The sequence below is a fragment of the Clostridiales bacterium genome, from assembly GCA_025757645.1.
Lineage (GTDB): Bacteria > Bacillota > Clostridia > Oscillospirales > Oscillospiraceae > CAG-103.
Window position 1 is genome coordinate 1,910,327 of record CP107216.1, and the last position, 15,811, is coordinate 1,926,137.

General features: G+C 48.4%; 11 protein-coding genes. All 11 read right to left on the bottom strand.

Going from position 1 to position 15,811, the window contains the following annotated elements; genetic code table 11:
• Positions 1–10: 10 nt before the first annotated feature.
• A complete protein-coding gene (locus tag OGM61_09240) occupies positions 11–5,512 on the bottom strand; it encodes a phosphodiester glycosidase family protein (protein ID UYI84034.1) in 5,502 nt (1,833 codons plus the stop codon).
• Positions 5,513–5,540: 28 nt separating this feature from the next.
• On the bottom strand, positions 5,541–6,062 hold the full coding sequence (locus OGM61_09245; GenBank protein UYI84035.1) for a hypothetical protein: 522 nt from the start codon (positions 6,060–6,062) through the stop codon (positions 5,541–5,543).
• Positions 6,044–7,372, bottom strand: a complete 1,329-nt coding sequence (locus tag OGM61_09250) for a hypothetical protein (GenBank protein ID UYI84036.1) — start codon at positions 7,370–7,372, stop codon at positions 6,044–6,046. The genes OGM61_09245 and OGM61_09250 overlap by 19 nt, the downstream gene beginning before the upstream one ends.
• A gap of 31 nt (positions 7,373–7,403) precedes the next feature.
• Positions 7,404–8,276 (bottom strand): LicD family protein, encoded by an 873-nt coding sequence (locus OGM61_09255; GenBank protein ID UYI84037.1) that lies wholly within the window; start codon positions 8,274–8,276, stop codon positions 7,404–7,406.
• A gap of 10 nt (positions 8,277–8,286) precedes the next feature.
• The gene (locus OGM61_09260) at positions 8,287–9,120 is read right to left on the bottom strand and encodes a glycosyltransferase (GenBank protein ID UYI84038.1); all 834 of its coding nucleotides are present in this window, start codon (positions 9,118–9,120) and stop codon (positions 8,287–8,289) included.
• Between the two features lie 22 nt (positions 9,121–9,142).
• Positions 9,143–9,793: a hypothetical protein gene (locus tag OGM61_09265; GenBank protein UYI84039.1), complete on the bottom strand. Its 651-nt coding sequence runs from the start codon at positions 9,791–9,793 to the stop codon at positions 9,143–9,145.
• Positions 9,780–10,544, bottom strand: coding sequence for a CpsD/CapB family tyrosine-protein kinase (locus OGM61_09270; GenBank protein ID UYI84040.1), 765 nt, complete (start codon positions 10,542–10,544; stop codon positions 9,780–9,782). The genes OGM61_09265 and OGM61_09270 overlap by 14 nt, the downstream gene beginning before the upstream one ends.
• On the bottom strand, positions 10,507–11,310 hold the full coding sequence (locus OGM61_09275; protein UYI84041.1) for a Wzz/FepE/Etk N-terminal domain-containing protein: 804 nt from the start codon (positions 11,308–11,310) through the stop codon (positions 10,507–10,509). The genes OGM61_09270 and OGM61_09275 overlap by 38 nt, the downstream gene beginning before the upstream one ends.
• Positions 11,311–11,342: 32 nt before the next feature.
• Positions 11,343–12,017 (bottom strand): sugar transferase, encoded by a 675-nt coding sequence (locus OGM61_09280; protein ID UYI84042.1) that lies wholly within the window; start codon positions 12,015–12,017, stop codon positions 11,343–11,345.
• Between the two features lie 308 nt (positions 12,018–12,325).
• Positions 12,326–13,441, bottom strand: coding sequence for a site-specific integrase (locus tag OGM61_09285; protein UYI84043.1), 1,116 nt, complete (start codon positions 13,439–13,441; stop codon positions 12,326–12,328).
• A gap of 772 nt (positions 13,442–14,213) precedes the next feature.
• A complete protein-coding gene (locus tag OGM61_09290; protein ID UYI84044.1) occupies positions 14,214–15,644 on the bottom strand; it encodes a hypothetical protein in 1,431 nt (476 codons plus the stop codon).
• Positions 15,645–15,811 lie beyond the last annotated feature (167 nt).

Consider the following 15,811-nt stretch of genomic DNA (forward strand, 5'->3'; position numbering starts at 1 on the left):
GGTCTTTTGGTTATTTGACCATCTTGCCGTCTGCACCAAAGGTATAGAAGGTGGCGGGCAGCAGGTCGTTGGTTTTGCTGATCCAATAGCGCTGGTTCGTGATGACCTTGCAGGAGCTGTTCACATAGTAGTAATCGCCGTCGATCTGGATCAGGCCAGCATAGGTCTTGACGCCGTCCACATAGTAATACAACTCGCCGTCCTCGCTGACGATACCGTTCTTTGCAGGATCGACTGGATCGGGATCCGGCGTCGGAATGGGTGCATCGGTCATCTTGCCGTCTGCACCAAAGGTATAGAAGGTGGCGGGCAGCAAATCGTTGGTTTTGCTGATCCAATAGCGCTGGTTGGTAACAACCTTGCAAGAACTGTTCACATAGTAATAATCGCCGTCGATCTGAATCAGACCAGCGTAGGTCTTGACACCATTGACATAGTAATACAGCTCGCCATCTTCGCTAACGATGCCATTCTTCAGCTCGGGATCAGGCTCAGGCGTCGGAATCGGTGCATCCGTCATCTTACCGTCTGCACCAAAGGTATAGAAGGTGGCAGGCAGCAAATCGTTGGTTTTGCTGATCCAATAGCGCTGGTTGGTAACAACCTTGCAAGAACTGTTCACATAGTAATAATCGCCGTCGATCTGAATCAGACCAGCGTAGGTCTTGACACCATTGACATAGTAATACAACTCACCATCTTCATTGACGATGCCGTTCTTCACCCCGGGATCAGGATTGGGATCCGGATCGGGGTCAGGTGTCGGAATGGGTGCATCGGTCATCTTGCCGTCTGCATCAAAGGTATAGAAGGTTGCGGGCAGCAGATCATTGGTCTTGCTGATCCAGTAGCGCTGGTTGGTAACAACCTTGCAAGAGCTGTTCACATAGTAATAATCGCCGTCAATCTGAATCAGACCAGCGTAGGTCTTGACACCATTGACATAGTAATACAGCTCGCCGTCCTCGCTGACGATGCCGTTCTTCACCTCGGGATCAGGATTGGGATTAGGATCGGGGTCAGGCGTCGGAATGGGTGCATCAGTCATCTTGCCGTCTGCATCGAAGTTATAGAAGGTTGCGGGCAACAGATCATTGGTCTTGCTAATCCAGTAACGGCAATTTGTTACGACCTTGCAGGAGCTGTTCACATAGTAGTAATCGCCGTCGATCTTGATCAGGCCCGCGTAGGTCTTGACGCCATTGACATAGTAATACAGCTCGCCATCCTCGTTGACGATGCCGTTCTTCACCCCGGGATCAGGATTGGGATTCGGGTCAGGATCCGGCGTCGGAATCGGTGCATCCGTCATCTTACCGTCTGCATCGAAGTTATAGAAGGTGGCAGGAAGCAGATCATTGGTCTTAGATACCCAGTAACGCTGACTCGTGACTACTTTGCAGGAACTGTTCACGTAATAGTAGTCACCGTCAATTTGAATCAGACCGGCATAGTTCCTGACACCATTCACGTAGTAATAGAGCGTACCGTCTTCGTTGACAATGCCGTTTTTGCTCGGATCCGGATTATCAATAATCATCCTGCCGTTTTCGTCAAAATCGTAGAACGCCTGTGCAAGACCAGTGTCATTCGGGAAGGATACCCAGTGACGGGTGTTCTTAACAGCGGTATAATTGCCACTTCCAAAATAGTAGTAGTATCCATCTTCCGCTAAATACAGGCCAAAGCAGACCATTCCGTCGATGGTGTAGTACGTATTTCCGTTAAGATAGAAGAGGCCTGTGTGCTGATATACGCCGTGGCAAATCCCATCTTCGCCAAAGTCATACCAGTAGATATGATCATCGTGATTGTAGCTTTCTTTCACATATCTAAGCCCTGTATAACGATAGCCCTGCGGGTCGAAATAGTACTTTTCGCCTTCAACCGTATACCATTTTCCCTGTACGAATGTCGGCCCATAATAATACTTGGTTCCTTGATCGGTTGTCAGCCATTCTCCCTTCAACAGCTTTCCGTTATCAAACGTGTACGTCACATTCTCGAAGAATGCTCTACTCGGGCCATTCAGTCCTTTGAATGTCTCTTTATCAAAGTAATAATAGCTGTTCTCACCATCTGCATCCGTCAGGTTCCACCAGCCAGACTTGGCCACACCGTTGATGGCGTAATACCGTGCGCCGTCAAGTTCGAACAGGCCTGTGACCTTACCCTCGCAAGCACCGGTCGTCTCATTGAACTGGTAGAAATACTCGTTGCTTTCATCGTTGAGACCAGGGACCTTGTGAACGCCCTTCACAGCGACGTTATCCACAAAGTAGTAGGTTGCGCCGTTGATCTGCTTCCAGCCGGACCAGACTGTGCCATCCAGAATGAACTTATCCGTAAATTTCTGATACGATTCGCAGTAAAAATGGCCGCCCTTGGGATGTGTGACATTTTCCGGCTCCTCATAGGGATAAATACCATATTGCTCTTGGAAAGAGGTCTGCTTGGCCATGCTGTAGAGCGCGTTTGCGCCAAGATAGATATCATAGCCGATCGAACCAGCGTTCGTAATTGTCAGCGTCTGATTCGCGCCGTTCTTAGCGGTCATCTTTACACCACTGAGAATGCAGATGGGGTTGGCCGTTTCAGGATCAATGGCCTGGCTCTGCTTGATGAAATTGCACTTCACCGTGAGCAGATTATTCTCGTCCATGGATGCGGACGTCAGACGGAAATAATCATTCGACACCGTCAGGTTGGAAATGTCCACATCGACATTCTGGTCGAACTGGAACTTCACCGTCACCTCAGTCTTCGGGCTGACACGCTCTGCCAGCTGGAGCAGCAGATCCCAGGCCGTGATGCCGGAAATATCGCCGCCAGCAACCATGGACAGAAGCGGCTCCAGCTTTTCAGGCATCTTGATCGTCATCATATCCAGTCCGAAGACATAGGTGACGTTCATGGGCTGGCTGGGATCGATCACATGATAGCGGTCTGTCTCGCCGTCGCCGCCGGGGAGATATTCCGCGTTGGAGACTTCTCTTGTCCATGCGAAGGTTCTGTCGCCGCCTGTGGCGTTGTCAAAGTCGAAAATCGCCTGATTGGCACTGTACATGGCGACCTTGATCGTGGCACTGATGGAATAGTCCCGCGTGATCATAGCCGTAATGGTAACGTTGCGCAGACCGGATCCCTCGCTGCCAGTAAAGGCAAAGCCATTGTTCGCAGCTTCCACAGTACCTGCTGCGCTGTTGCTCAGTTCAAATGTGATATCGCCCGCGCATACAGCGACGGGATTCTCATTATAGGTTGCGATCAGGGGAAGGCGCACCGAATCCCCGTAGATGGCGTTGATGCTTGTCTTGGAAAATTTCAGTCCATTCGGCTCGACCACGGTAAGCGTCTTGCTGCCGATCACCGTGTCACCGGACAGGAGCTGAATTTCCACGCTGCCTTTCTTGACGGCGGTGAAAACACCATCTTCAGAGACGGTACCGATGGTTTCATCTGCGGACTTCCATGTAAGATTGGCAGGGAGTTCCGCAGCGCTGCCGGACACACTGACACCGGAAGCAACCAGACGAACCGCGGCGCCGCTCGTCAAGTAATCGTAAGCAGAGGTGATCAGGGCATGATCAAACTCCGTAGAGACAGGGGCCGTGGAGACCACCATCAGAGAGGAACTAACGGAACGCTCATAACCATCCGAAGGACGGTTCACAACCGTGAGCGTATTGCTGCCTTCCTGCTTCGCTACGAAGGTAGTGGAACCGCCGCCATCCAGATTGATTGCGGTCACACAGCCTGCGTCCAGCATGATCTGTGCCAGTTCTTCAGCAGTGCCGCCAGCGGAGAAGGGTTCCTGACGGCCGTCCAGCACCATCATGACGACCTTGCCCTCAGCAGTGATACCCACACAAGTGCGGGAATGACGGCTGTTATAATAGTCCGCCGCACTGGTCACGACAGGCTTCCCATCCTTGACCAGATAAACGCTGCCACCGACAGCCTCCTGGATCTGATCCTGATAAGCTGCGTAATCGCTGGGCCCGCCGATCATGGCAGTCCCGTCTTTCAGGATCGCAAAGAAGTTTTTGGAGGTGCCGCCATGATACTCGACACCATCCATAACCAGAGCGCCGCTGGGGGCACCGGTGGTCATGTTGTAGAAGTCAGCGTTGACACCGACCACTGCATTGTAGTGCTCGACGTAGTTTGCCGCATCGGACGGATCGGAATGCCGCTTCTGAGCCGCCGCCATCTGATCGGACACGCGGGACATTGCCCAGCCCTGGCTCGGATCGTTGTCGTGATAATTGGCGTGGATGCTCACATCCTCCCGGGCGATATCCGCCGTGGCAATGTAGTAGACGATCTGCTTGTCGTCCTTGGTCAGTGCATAGTTGATCGTCTGCGTCACACCGGGCGCGACCGTCGTCGTGTCCGAAGAAAACACAGAATAGTAGGCATTATCCGGCTTCGGCTCGGGCTTAGGATCCGGATCGACCGGGTCGGGATCAACGGGATCCGTGCCGTTGGGATCGCCAGCCAGATCAAACAGATAATCCGCAAATGCATAGCAGCAGGCCTTGCGCAGCGTCTCGCAATTGGGCAGATCTGTCAGCGAGTACGAGCTCTCCAGCGCACCGATCAGGGTATTCCCGGTATAGGTGCTCAGAACCTTGCTCCGGATACCGTCTTTGGTGACCATGCCGCCCAGACGGTTGGTCAGGAAGTAGGAAGCGCGGCTTGCGTCTGTAAGCCCTGCGGTAAAGTAGTTCTCAATGATCGTGCTCAACGCCACACCGCCGCGGTTCATCTCCGTTGTGAGATAGAACGCATCCATGTCGCCATAGAGGTCCGTATCAGTGAAGGAGTGACCCACACTGTTGAGTGTGCCGTAATCTACACCGAGGTATTTTGTACGAATGTTGGCAGCCAGAATGTCAACGTCCGTCTCCGTGGTATCCACCTTATCGGGGATGTCCACATTTTCGGCGCAGAACATCAGGTCCGCGATGTCACCGGCCCAGCTGCCCATATCGGCACGTGCCTGCACAACAGCCGCAGTCATCCCCTGCGCCTTGGCATAGTTGGCCACATCCATTGCGCCAAACACATGGCCAAGGTCAACTTTATTGCCATTGGGCAATGTGAAGTTGCCCAAGTTCTTCAGTGCAGAAGCCGAGGTATTGTTCGCGGTATCCTGCTCGGAAACATAGGCGGTAAAGGCAGTATTCTCCTTGCCGCAGACCATTTCCCAAGTGCCGGAGGTGTACCGCTCCACGCCTGTACGGATATAGTTGATGATCAGCGCATTGGCATCCTCACCGGCATTTTCTTCCGCATAGGTCTGGGCATAGCCTTCCAGAACCTTGAAACAGGAAAGGAATGTTGCATAGTCTGAAATCATCGTAGTTGCAGCTGCGTTCCCCCCGGAAGCAGCAGAGCCTTCATCGTTTGAGCCCGCCGCGAAGACGCTGACCGGCAGCATAGCTGTCAGCAGCATCACAAGAACAAGGCACAAAGACAAATGTCGTTTCACCAGTCTACTTGTCATAACAGTTCTCCTCCTATTGTAATTACATTCAGCTTAAATGATCGATCAGATAATTTAAGTCCTCTTGCATTGCGTAGAAGCGGGTCTGCTCTGTCTCTTCCAAGCCAGAATCGGCAGGCAGTTCCTCAACATGTAGATAAACATTTCGCTGGGTTCCCGTGTCGTCCGTCAGGCTGCCGACAACCTCACTGCTGTCATCACCAATTAAAACCTTGAACAATTCATAGGTTTCTTCTCCGCTCTTGGTTTCAAAGGTAACCGCAATCGTGTTGCCGTTCTGCTCCTGGCGAATGGTAACATACTCCTGCCAACGATCCGGATAATGCAGATCACCGTAGTCCGTATGAACGACTACATCTTCTGGAATCGTATTTGCAGAAACATTATCATTCTGTTCTTCTTGCACTTTGTCATTGCCGCACCCGGCCAACAGGCCACACACGAATATGACGCACAAAAATACTGATATCCATTTTCGATATGTCATCCCTGCATTCCTTTGGCGTATTCGGATTTTGTTTTGTTTGCTTGTCACTTTGTCGTCTTGCATTCCTTGACCTCCGCAGTTTTATAATTACTAATTGCTTCCACGAAAATATCTCTTAGACATTCTTCATTAACTTCAGCGCTATGAAACTGTTCGGCCAATGATTGTGCGCATAGTGTATAATGACTGTACTCATTGGCTTCTTCGCATAAATGCCGTATTGCATTAGGAAGTTCTTCTGCTTTTTCGAGTATGTATGCAGCACGATAACGTCTCAAATAATCAATTGCTGCAATTTCAGATGGCCCATACGCAAGAATGCATGCTCCGCTTCGTAGGCTTTCTGCAATTTTTGTAGAAAGGGAATACTTAGTACGACAAATTGATTTGTTATCAAAGGCTTCAGTAAAGATAATAAACTTACTTGTCCCTAAGAGCCGCTCAACCTCTCGCTCAGAAATACATCCGCAATAAGTCAATCCATTTCCCTTGTTGATTTGTTGAAGAATTGTGGAATTCCGCTCACCGGAGTATACATTGATTGTCTCAAATCCAGTTATTGCGGCTGCCCTGAGCGCACGCCCCAGTTCAGTCAGCGGTACAATGCGATTGATTCCCAAATTCCCAACATAAACAACACCCGACCGGAAATCAGCAGGCAGCGAGTAATGGTTAATTGCACTTGAGATTCGGATCGTTTTTGTTGGAACTTGAAACAAGCGTGCATAATCTCTTTGCATCATGTCACTGATCGTAACAATAGTCCCGCCCCGATGAATGACCTTTCGGGCCAGCTTCACCAGCTGTTGGCATTGTATTCGACGAAAAAAAGGTCCATGATTCAGCGGCTCAATATAGAAATCATCTGCGCACCACATCACAATCGGAATGTGCAGGAAATCCGACAGCCAGATGGCGATACGATAGGGAAACGCATAGTCTCCGGCCGCTAAAAATATGACATTAGGGGCAAATGCCTGCACCCACTCCAAAAGCGCCTTGGTTTTCCATTTGCCGAATCTCCACATTGTGTCCCGCAAAAAATAGATGAATGATGTACGCCGTCTGGAAAACTGATATACCTTCGCCAGCCAGCCTGTGTCGGTTCTGCTCTGCACCGCCGATTCATCAATGTCTGATGCATCAAAGACCCTGAACTCTGTTTTTCGTGTAAACAGCGAATGCAGAATATTGCTGTCCGTCATTCTGAAATAGTGCAGACAGCATCTTCGAGTCGGAATCTCCTGATGGAAGTACAATTGTGCGAGATTATCTGGGGGGATTCCAGCCAACATATGCATCATTGTTTTCCCCATGTTTCCAGAAGAACTGAAAACATTGTGACTAACAACAAGTACTCGCGGTTCTACCATATTATCTCCTCGAAAATATCCGGAATCGCATTTATCGAATGCTTCTTGTAAGAACGTCGAACTGCATATTATGAAGTTCCGACAGATGCGCTTCATACGGGTGCTCCAGATCCAGAATGGCGACATGCTCTTTGCACTTTCTGTCCTCCGGATTTGGGAGCGCGTGGTAATCGCCGTACAGCTTCGTCAGCAGCTCGTCATAATAGGCAGATACCGGAAATACTCCATCCTCGAACTGCATCTCAACGGACTGCTCAATCCATGCCCGCGGGAATATATTTTTCTCGTATTTGCTCCCTGCGCCAAAAAATGTATGGACTAACTGCGATTTCTGATCTTTTTTTCGTATACAAATTGCCTTGAGCCCTTTGAGCGGGAACATGCGGCATACCTGCATGAATAGCTTCTTAATCACGCTATTGGTTTCATACCCACGAGCATATAGGCTTTTTGCAATAATGATTTTTGATACACAAAACTGTATCTTCCGCATCAAAGTGCAATCAGAGAGGTTATCGCACGGGAAGATATCGACATACACGCCTTGGTGCGTCTTCAAATCCTTTGGATAATACTTCTCTATGCAGGTCGTATTGTTTCGCCGCAATTTGGAGTAGGGCATTGGCCAATGAGCGCTGTGTTCCTGCTGGGCAAAATATAAAGTCTCGTCAAAATCTTTGGCCGCTTCCTTGAAAAAACGCTCATACTCACTGCGAGACATTATAATATCCACATCATCATCCCATGGAATGAAGCCGTGATGTCTGACTGCTCCTAATGCCGTGCCTGCAAAAAGCTGATATGATATTCGGCGCCTTTTGCAGACGATATCAATATCTTTCAGCATTTCAAGCAGAAGTGTCTGATGAGCCGTCATTCCCGTATGTTGTTCCAGTACTCTCATATGTGCACCCTTAGCTACGCAGAAAAGTCATATACATATACTTGCGCAGCCAGTTCGGTGACAGCGCAGAACTACTTCGGATAATGCAACTCTCAGCATACTGCCAAGCATTTATGAATCCTTGCTTCCACATGAAACGGAACAATTCTATTTGCGTTTTTGCGTAGTGCCACCCTGACCGGCGCTTGTACATATCTACTGTGGCTCTTACGAAAATGAGCGGCTCTTGAATATTGTATCCTTCATAGCCGACCATCAGCATTCGAATCCACAGATAATAGTCCTCCAGCCGGTAAAAGTGCTGATACGAACCTGCCGCCTCAACCGCCGATTTTTTGTACATTACGCATGCATGATTAAATGGGTTCCTTCTTTTAGCAAATTCTCTGATCGCTTCATTTCCTTCTGGCAGCATTCGCCTGCGATCCGCATCTTCTGGTGTTTCCGAAAACTCCAATATTGTGCCAGAACAGATGCTCACTTCCGGATGTTCGTTAAAAACTGCAACCTGCTTTTCACATCTGTCAAGGCACGCAATATCATCACTGTCCATACGCGCAACCAGTTCATTCCTGCAGTGCCTTATCCCTTCATTCAAGGCATTTCCCAAGCCCATGTTTTTCTCAAGCCGCACGACCGTTAAGGTCTCGCCCATCTGACGCTGCTTTTCAGCAATCACACCGTCCAATTCCGGGGTCAGTGGTCCATCACATACCAAAACGAAATCACTGGTCGGCAGGCTTTGAGTCTGCATGCTTTCAATTGCAAGTCTCAGCCATGTCGGATTTTCCTTGCTATAGACTGACATAAGGACGGAATATGCTCCATATTGCTCTGCGCTCATAAAGCGCCCCTTTCTGCTCCAATTATTTGCCTAGAAGTCTTCGGCATTTAGTCCAATCTTCGTACCGATCCCCCAGCATATGGATATCGCTTCCGAGGTACTTTACATATCCATTTTCAATCCATTCAAGATACCGTTTACGTTTCAGCGGCTTTGTCAGGCATTCTGCATTGAGCTGGAGCGGCACGCTCTCACAAATCAGTTTTTCAATATTCTCTGCAGGATACCGCTCTGCGTGAGCAAGGACAATTTGAATATCCGCCAGGTCACACAGAAGATACAGCGTGTCCCAGATCGACTCCGGCCACGCATAAAACGGCATTTCCAACAAGAGCTCGTTTGTACCCTCACGGCACAGGCGGTTCAGGCCGTCCATCCGTTCCATGCCATCGCAGATCAGCACCTCTGCGCCGAGCTGAATCAGCGGAGCGTTTTCAGGCAGCTCACGGAGCAGCAGCCCTGCAGTTTTCTTCCTACGGCGCAGGAAGGATTCGACGGACTCCTTGTGCGGGTAAAAATGCGGCGTTGCACAGATCGTTTTCACGCCAGCAGAAGCTGCCATCTCCACCTGTTTCAACGAGGTCGCAAGGCCATCGCTCCCATGGTCGCAGCCGGGAAGAATATGGGCATGGTAGTCAAGCGACAAGTCGAGCTTCATATTACCGCGCTTCATACGACTCAGAATAGGAATACTTATATCCGTATTTGCCCCCATATTTATATTTGTAAGCATTCTTCACGGATTTCATATTCAGGCCGTTGAGCACCGTGCCGCATAGGTTTCCGCCCGCACGGCGTACTGCATCGATGGCCTCGTTCAGCTCGTCCTCCGTCGTATTGCCGGACTTGACTACGAGTACCACACCGTCCACATAGGTCGAAACAATTTGGGCGTCGGCGACCGTATTGATTGGCGGCGTGTCGATAATAATATAGTCATAAACCTTTGCACTTTCTTCCACGAAGTGCTTCATACGCTCGGATGAAAGCAGTTCGGAGGGGTTCGGTGGGATGGTGCCAGTGCAAACGATCCAGAGCGGCAGATCTTTCACCTTGTCCAGTTCGAGCTTCGATATTTTTGCAAGAAAATCGCACAGTCCGGTAGGCTTCTCCACTCTCCAAAGGCGGCGCTGCGTTGGCTTGCGCATATCCGCATCGATCAAGAGCACCTTTTTACCCAACATTGCATAGCTAATGGCAATGTTGGCTGCTGTCAGGCTCTTGCCCTCAGAGGGCTTTGCGCTAGTGACGGCGAAGCTCGTACATGGGCGCTCCTTATCCGCCGTCATGCAGAACATCAAACTGGTGCGCAACTTTACATAGGCTTCCTTTATCGCAAATGGAGATTCATTGGTCAGCAGACGTTTCCTGCTTGTACGAACAGCTTCAATCGCTACCTTTCGGCTTTCTTTCTTTTTCGCCATAGAGCACTGCACCTCCCTCCGCCAGCTTCCAGCAGCCAGCATTCTCATTTGTCGCATGGATGTCCGGTATCTGACCAAGGACAGTCACACCGGCGGACTTTTCAATGTCCTCCGGCAGGTAGATGGTCGTATCGGCCATCATTCGCAGAATAATAGCAACTGAAGCCAGTATCACGCCAACCACAAATCCAATCGCGCTGTCAAATACGGTTCTGGGCGCAGATTTTTCCGTTGCCACCTCCGGTCGGTCCACGACCTCGACGCCGCCCGCCTTGGTAATACGAACGATTTCAGTAGGCGCAACTTTTGCAAAGGAATTGGCGATCTTACAGGCAAGCTCCGGATCGGTCGAGGTCGCTACCACCTCCAGCAACTGTGTATCCGACACAACGGAGACATTCACCATGCGGCTAAGTTCCTTTCTCGACAATGAAGTTTCTGCTCTCAAATCACTCAGGACGGAATCCAAAACAGAATTGCTCGCCAGGATCTTTGAATAGGTCGTAGCAAGGCTCTCCGCCGCCTGGAGGTCGCTGTTATTGATCGTTCCCTGTGAAGAATTGTCCGCACTGTTATATACATAAAAACTCACTCGAGATTCATAGGTCGGCGTAACAAAAATTGTTACTACTGCATAAACGCCCGCAGCAGCAACGACCCCCGCAAGGAGCAGCCAATGAATCTTTGCCAACAGGATCTTTGTAATATCCCATAGTGACAGTTCTGTGCCCCCCACGGAAGCATACGGTTTCTTACTTTCGTTCATATTCTAGGATTGTCCTCCAAACGCATCTTTCTTTATCGGGCGCCCGCGCCGCACAAAACGACGCGGATCGTTTTTCCAATACACGCCAAATCCATCCAAATCGATCGTTTTTCTATATACTCCATATCGTAGATAATTTTTTCTTCCGGCTTCAGAGAATATCCGCCATTCACCTGAGCATGTCCAGTCAGGCCAGGAACAACCATTAACCGGTTGGAGAAACCGGGAATGTATTTTTCAAATTCTCCGTAGAAATAAGCACGCTCCGGCCGCGGGCCGACGAAACTCATGTCGCCGCGCAGGATGTTATAGAACTGAGGAAGCTCGTCCAGCCGGGTGCGTCTGAGAATTTGGCCGAAGTGTGTGCATCTTGGATCCTGTTCATCTGCCCACTGCGGGCCGTTTTCCTCTGCGTCAAGACGCATTGACCTGAATTTATAGATCATAAACGGCTTCCCATGGAGACCGAGCCGCTCCTGCTTAAAAATTGGGGGACCTGGCGAGTCCAAAGTGATGATCAATGCAATGATTATCATCGGGATTGCCAGAATCAGCAGGCCCAGGAAAGAACATACTATGTCAAAAGCACGCTTCGTTATCAGGTACAGCTTCTTTTGTTCCAATACAGGTTTTGCTATTTGAATGATCACATCGGCAGAGCGCTCCTCTGTCAAACAGCTGCTCGCTGTTGTTGTCACATATCTCACATCCCTACATTGATATCTGTATCTCTGCCCCCCATCGGTTCAGCACGAAGCCGTCCAGGGGCAAAGGCTCTACACAGATATTGAATTTGCAAATTGCTGTACAAAAATATCCATTCAAGGTGCGCAATTCAAGTAAGTACCGCCTCCGCCATAGCTGCACAAAAACGAACATCTTTTGTTAATGCAGATGTGTCAGCGGAGCTTTCGTGGAGTTTGCCACTCCACTACAAAAGCGAAGAAAAAGCCTTGCTATGCAAGGCTTTTCCCGTTTTTATGATATTCACTTACACTAGTTTTGACTGCGTAGATCATAGACCCACTACCTTCAATTTCTGCATATTATCCCGTTTCAGTTCCAGCGAAGCGTGCACATACCGGTCCAACGTGATCGTCACAGAGGTATGTCCTAATATTTCTGACAATGATTTAACTTCAAATCCGACCTCAACAGCTCGCGTCGCAAATGTGTGGCGCAGCGTATGAAAATGCACGCCCTCCAGACCGCATGCCTGCGTGTACTTTTCCAATCGATACTGCAATGTCCGCGGCTCCATGAACGCTTCCGTTCCGGTCAGAACATACGCAGCTGAACTTTGCGGTTTCATGCGCCTGCAAAGCCCGGTTGCGTATTCCGTCATAGGGATTGTTCGCACGGAGGTATCGCTTTTGGGCGGACCAATCACAATCCTTGTTCGAGCACCTTGCGATACGCTGGTATCATGCAGCCTTTGCAGGGCCTTTGCAATTCGGATAGCTTTATCGTTTGTAGAAACACTTTCCCACTGCAGTGCACAGAGTTCACCAATTCGTATGCCTGTACATAGCGCCAGCAAGATACCAAATCGGCACGAATCCAGATCCTCATGTAGATAGGCAACGAGGCGCGCCTGCTCTTCTCTGGACAAAACGCGCATCTCCTTCTTGCCGATCTTCGGATAGTTGATCTCCACCGCGGGAAATGAGCCTGCAAACTTCGAGGAAGCGAACTTCAAAATGCCATGCAGCACGACTAGAATATCATGCACCGTCTTTGGCGCCAGTTCGTCTTCGAATTGCAGTTCTTTGATGAAATCGTCCATCAGTTCCGTCGTGAAGCCCAGAGGGCGGCACGCGCCGAGCTTTGGAATGATGTGCTTATTGACCGCGGTGCTGTATTTAATATACGTCGATTCTTTCACCGTGCATTTCTTTGTATGTAGCCATTCCAAGCAATAGCTGGAGAACGGTTTTTGCGTTCTGGCTGTCGGTAAGGGAGCTCCATTTGCCAAAGCTGCTTTGCGCTTTGCGGCTTTCTCTTTGGCTTCCCGATATGTTTTTCCATAACAGTATCCATACTTGATTTTTCCGGATAGCTCACGACCCTTGATATACCGAGCCTCCCAGCGACCGTCCCGCCGTCTGAAGATATTCTCACCCTTTGCCATTTTGTAATTCCTCCTTGTGCAGTGATTATGTTGGGTGTGGATCTTATTTTAATTTCATCCAGACTGCTGGGATGACTGCGCTGAACTTTAAGTCAACGTAATTCTCCGCAAAAAATTAACGTAAGTTGACAAAAACATACTTTTTTCTTCCATTTCTTTGTTGATTCAATTGCATTTAAATATGTAATGTGCTATAATACAAAAGAATAACTATGTTTTGCGTTACACGTGGAGTGGCAAACTCCACGAAAATACAACTTCGGCTCAGTCCGTAAAATGGAGTACATTAGAAGCCCATTTGCTTTCTTCACCAAAAATCATCAGCGCATTTCGTTCTAATGATATGTTTTGCCTGCGTTATCCACGCATTTTCATTATAAAGAAATTAATTCCATATTTCAAGACTGAAATGAATTATTCATCCAGAAAGAGGCAACACAAATTCAACGAATATACGTAAATCTAACGATTACTGCTACACTTATGACAAAAATAGCCTACATAAAATGAAAATCACGCTGCGAAATTTCTCCGCAGCAGGATTAATTTATATGCCAAAACGGCCAAAAGTCTTATTTCAAACAGTTCCCAGGCACAGAAAAAGCCCACCGTAATTCTATCGAAATTACGGTGGACTTATGGCAAAGAACCGTAATTTTGATAGAAACCCGTTAAGGGGGTGCAACTACGGTTTAGGGGGGTGCAGTTCTCGACTTAAGGGGGTGCAAAATTCTGCGCTGTCACACCCTTGACCTTCGAGCGTATCTCCACGTCAAAGCATATTCTTGATAATGGTTGTCACAATATTGAGCCCAGAGCGTCCATCGCTCGGAGTCTTGGCAAGAGTAATCATATATCGACTGTCCCCGTAGTATGTCAACTTGTAGTGTTTTCCCTCTTCACTGATTGTGAAGCCTAAATCCTGCAATGTACGTTTCATCGAACCACTTACATTCTTATAGCCTTTAAGGAGCGTTTTTAGTTCGGCGGCACGCTCATCAATAATGTGCTGGCAATTGTTTTTCGATATAATATCAGCCAGGACATCGCGCCGGCGGCTACCGGGAACACACCGCGGAAGAGATTCTTTGAGAGCATCTAACAGCATAAGTCGAATTTCATTGGGGAAAAACTCATCTTCATCGCCAAAGTACAAGACCGGTAAATCATCGGTACTGTCTATTTTTGCTCTCAGCCCCTGATTCTCGTATGCAAGTGCTTCATTAGCCCTAGTTAACTCCTCAACCTGATTTTTGAGTCGACGGATATCTGCATCTCCCAGTTCGAGTAACTGGTCTGTTTCTTCGGCCGCACGAGCCTTCTCCTTTTCGACTGTTAACAACTCCGCACTGCGGCTATCCAATCTATCACGAAGCAGGGCGTTATTAACCCCTTGCCAAGTGTACAAAGTATCTACCATTTGTGCATTGCAGTATTGTATGACGCTACGAATTACTTTTTCAGCCAAAATGGCATCAATACCATCATATGCACGATACAAAAATTTCCGATGACCACAAGCACTATTGGGAAAATATACTCCAATCGCTCCATAGTACTCATTTTTATCGGCGCACAATTTTCTGATGGACGAATTGAGCAAAGGGCTTTCTTCCACAAGAACATGAGCAACGCCTTTCAGCCGACCAGCGAGTTTCCAAATGTCGACAGGATCTACGCCTGTAGCAGTCTTTGAAACATATACAACAGGCATACGGTATTTGGCTTGCCCGTTGATAACATCCGCAAGTACATCCAAATTACTGGACTTGATGAAATAGGGAGAACGAAGAACTGGCAGCGTCCCGTCATCTTTGATATAGCCATGTTCGATTAAAAGCGTAATAAAGTGTGGAGTTGAGAAAGCAGTGTCCATAGCCAATGCTTCCTCTAAATAGCTACGATCAAGCCGGATTGACATTTTCATGTCATTGAAATTCATCACATAGTCCGTATCCCAAACGACGCCATCGTGTTCAATTTTTTCGTATCGAACAGCAATTGTATTTTGATTGCGATACTCTTCAATACCCATCCAAAGTGTATCTGAGCCATAGCGAATGTTATATTTGCCGTTCCACTGTATTCCTGGAATACGGTTTTCGTGATGTGGGCTTCCTTGATTCCACTCGATAACCAACTTAACAAACGCATCTTTTGACATGGAATCGTTTATTTCAAGCAATGCAGAGAACAGCAGCATCTTTAATACCTCCCAATGGCTCTTCAGATCCGTTCCATTAAAAGCGTGAAAACCAACAGCACTCACAAATATGTAGTTTCCAAAAATTCAACGATAATCTGTATTTCGAGTGTATTGCATATATTATAGCATGAAATTCCAGTATTCTCAAGGAAAACAGATGAAAA

Bases quoted from the DNA above. Each gene is read 5' to 3' on its own strand.
- OGM61_09240 (UYI84034.1), bottom strand. From the start codon at position 5,512: ATGACAAGTAGACTGGTGAAACGACATTTGTCTTTGTGCCTTGTTCTT.
- OGM61_09245 (UYI84035.1), bottom strand. From the start codon at position 6,062: ATGCAAGACGACAAAGTGACAAGCAAACAAAACAAAATCCGAATACGC.
- OGM61_09250 (UYI84036.1), bottom strand. From the start codon at position 7,372: ATGGTAGAACCGCGAGTACTTGTTGTTAGTCACAATGTTTTCAGTTCT.
- OGM61_09255 (UYI84037.1), bottom strand. From the start codon at position 8,276: ATGAGAGTACTGGAACAACATACGGGAATGACGGCTCATCAGACACTT.
- OGM61_09260 (UYI84038.1), bottom strand. From the start codon at position 9,120: ATGAGCGCAGAGCAATATGGAGCATATTCCGTCCTTATGTCAGTCTAT.
- OGM61_09265 (UYI84039.1), bottom strand. From the start codon at position 9,793: ATGAAGCGCGGTAATATGAAGCTCGACTTGTCGCTTGACTACCATGCC.
- OGM61_09270 (UYI84040.1), bottom strand. From the start codon at position 10,544: ATGGCGAAAAAGAAAGAAAGCCGAAAGGTAGCGATTGAAGCTGTTCGT.
- OGM61_09275 (UYI84041.1), bottom strand. From the start codon at position 11,310: ATGAACGAAAGTAAGAAACCGTATGCTTCCGTGGGGGGCACAGAACTG.
- OGM61_09285 (UYI84043.1), bottom strand. From the start codon at position 13,441: ATGGCAAAGGGTGAGAATATCTTCAGACGGCGGGACGGTCGCTGGGAG.
- OGM61_09290 (UYI84044.1), bottom strand. From the start codon at position 15,644: ATGCTGCTGTTCTCTGCATTGCTTGAAATAAACGATTCCATGTCAAAA.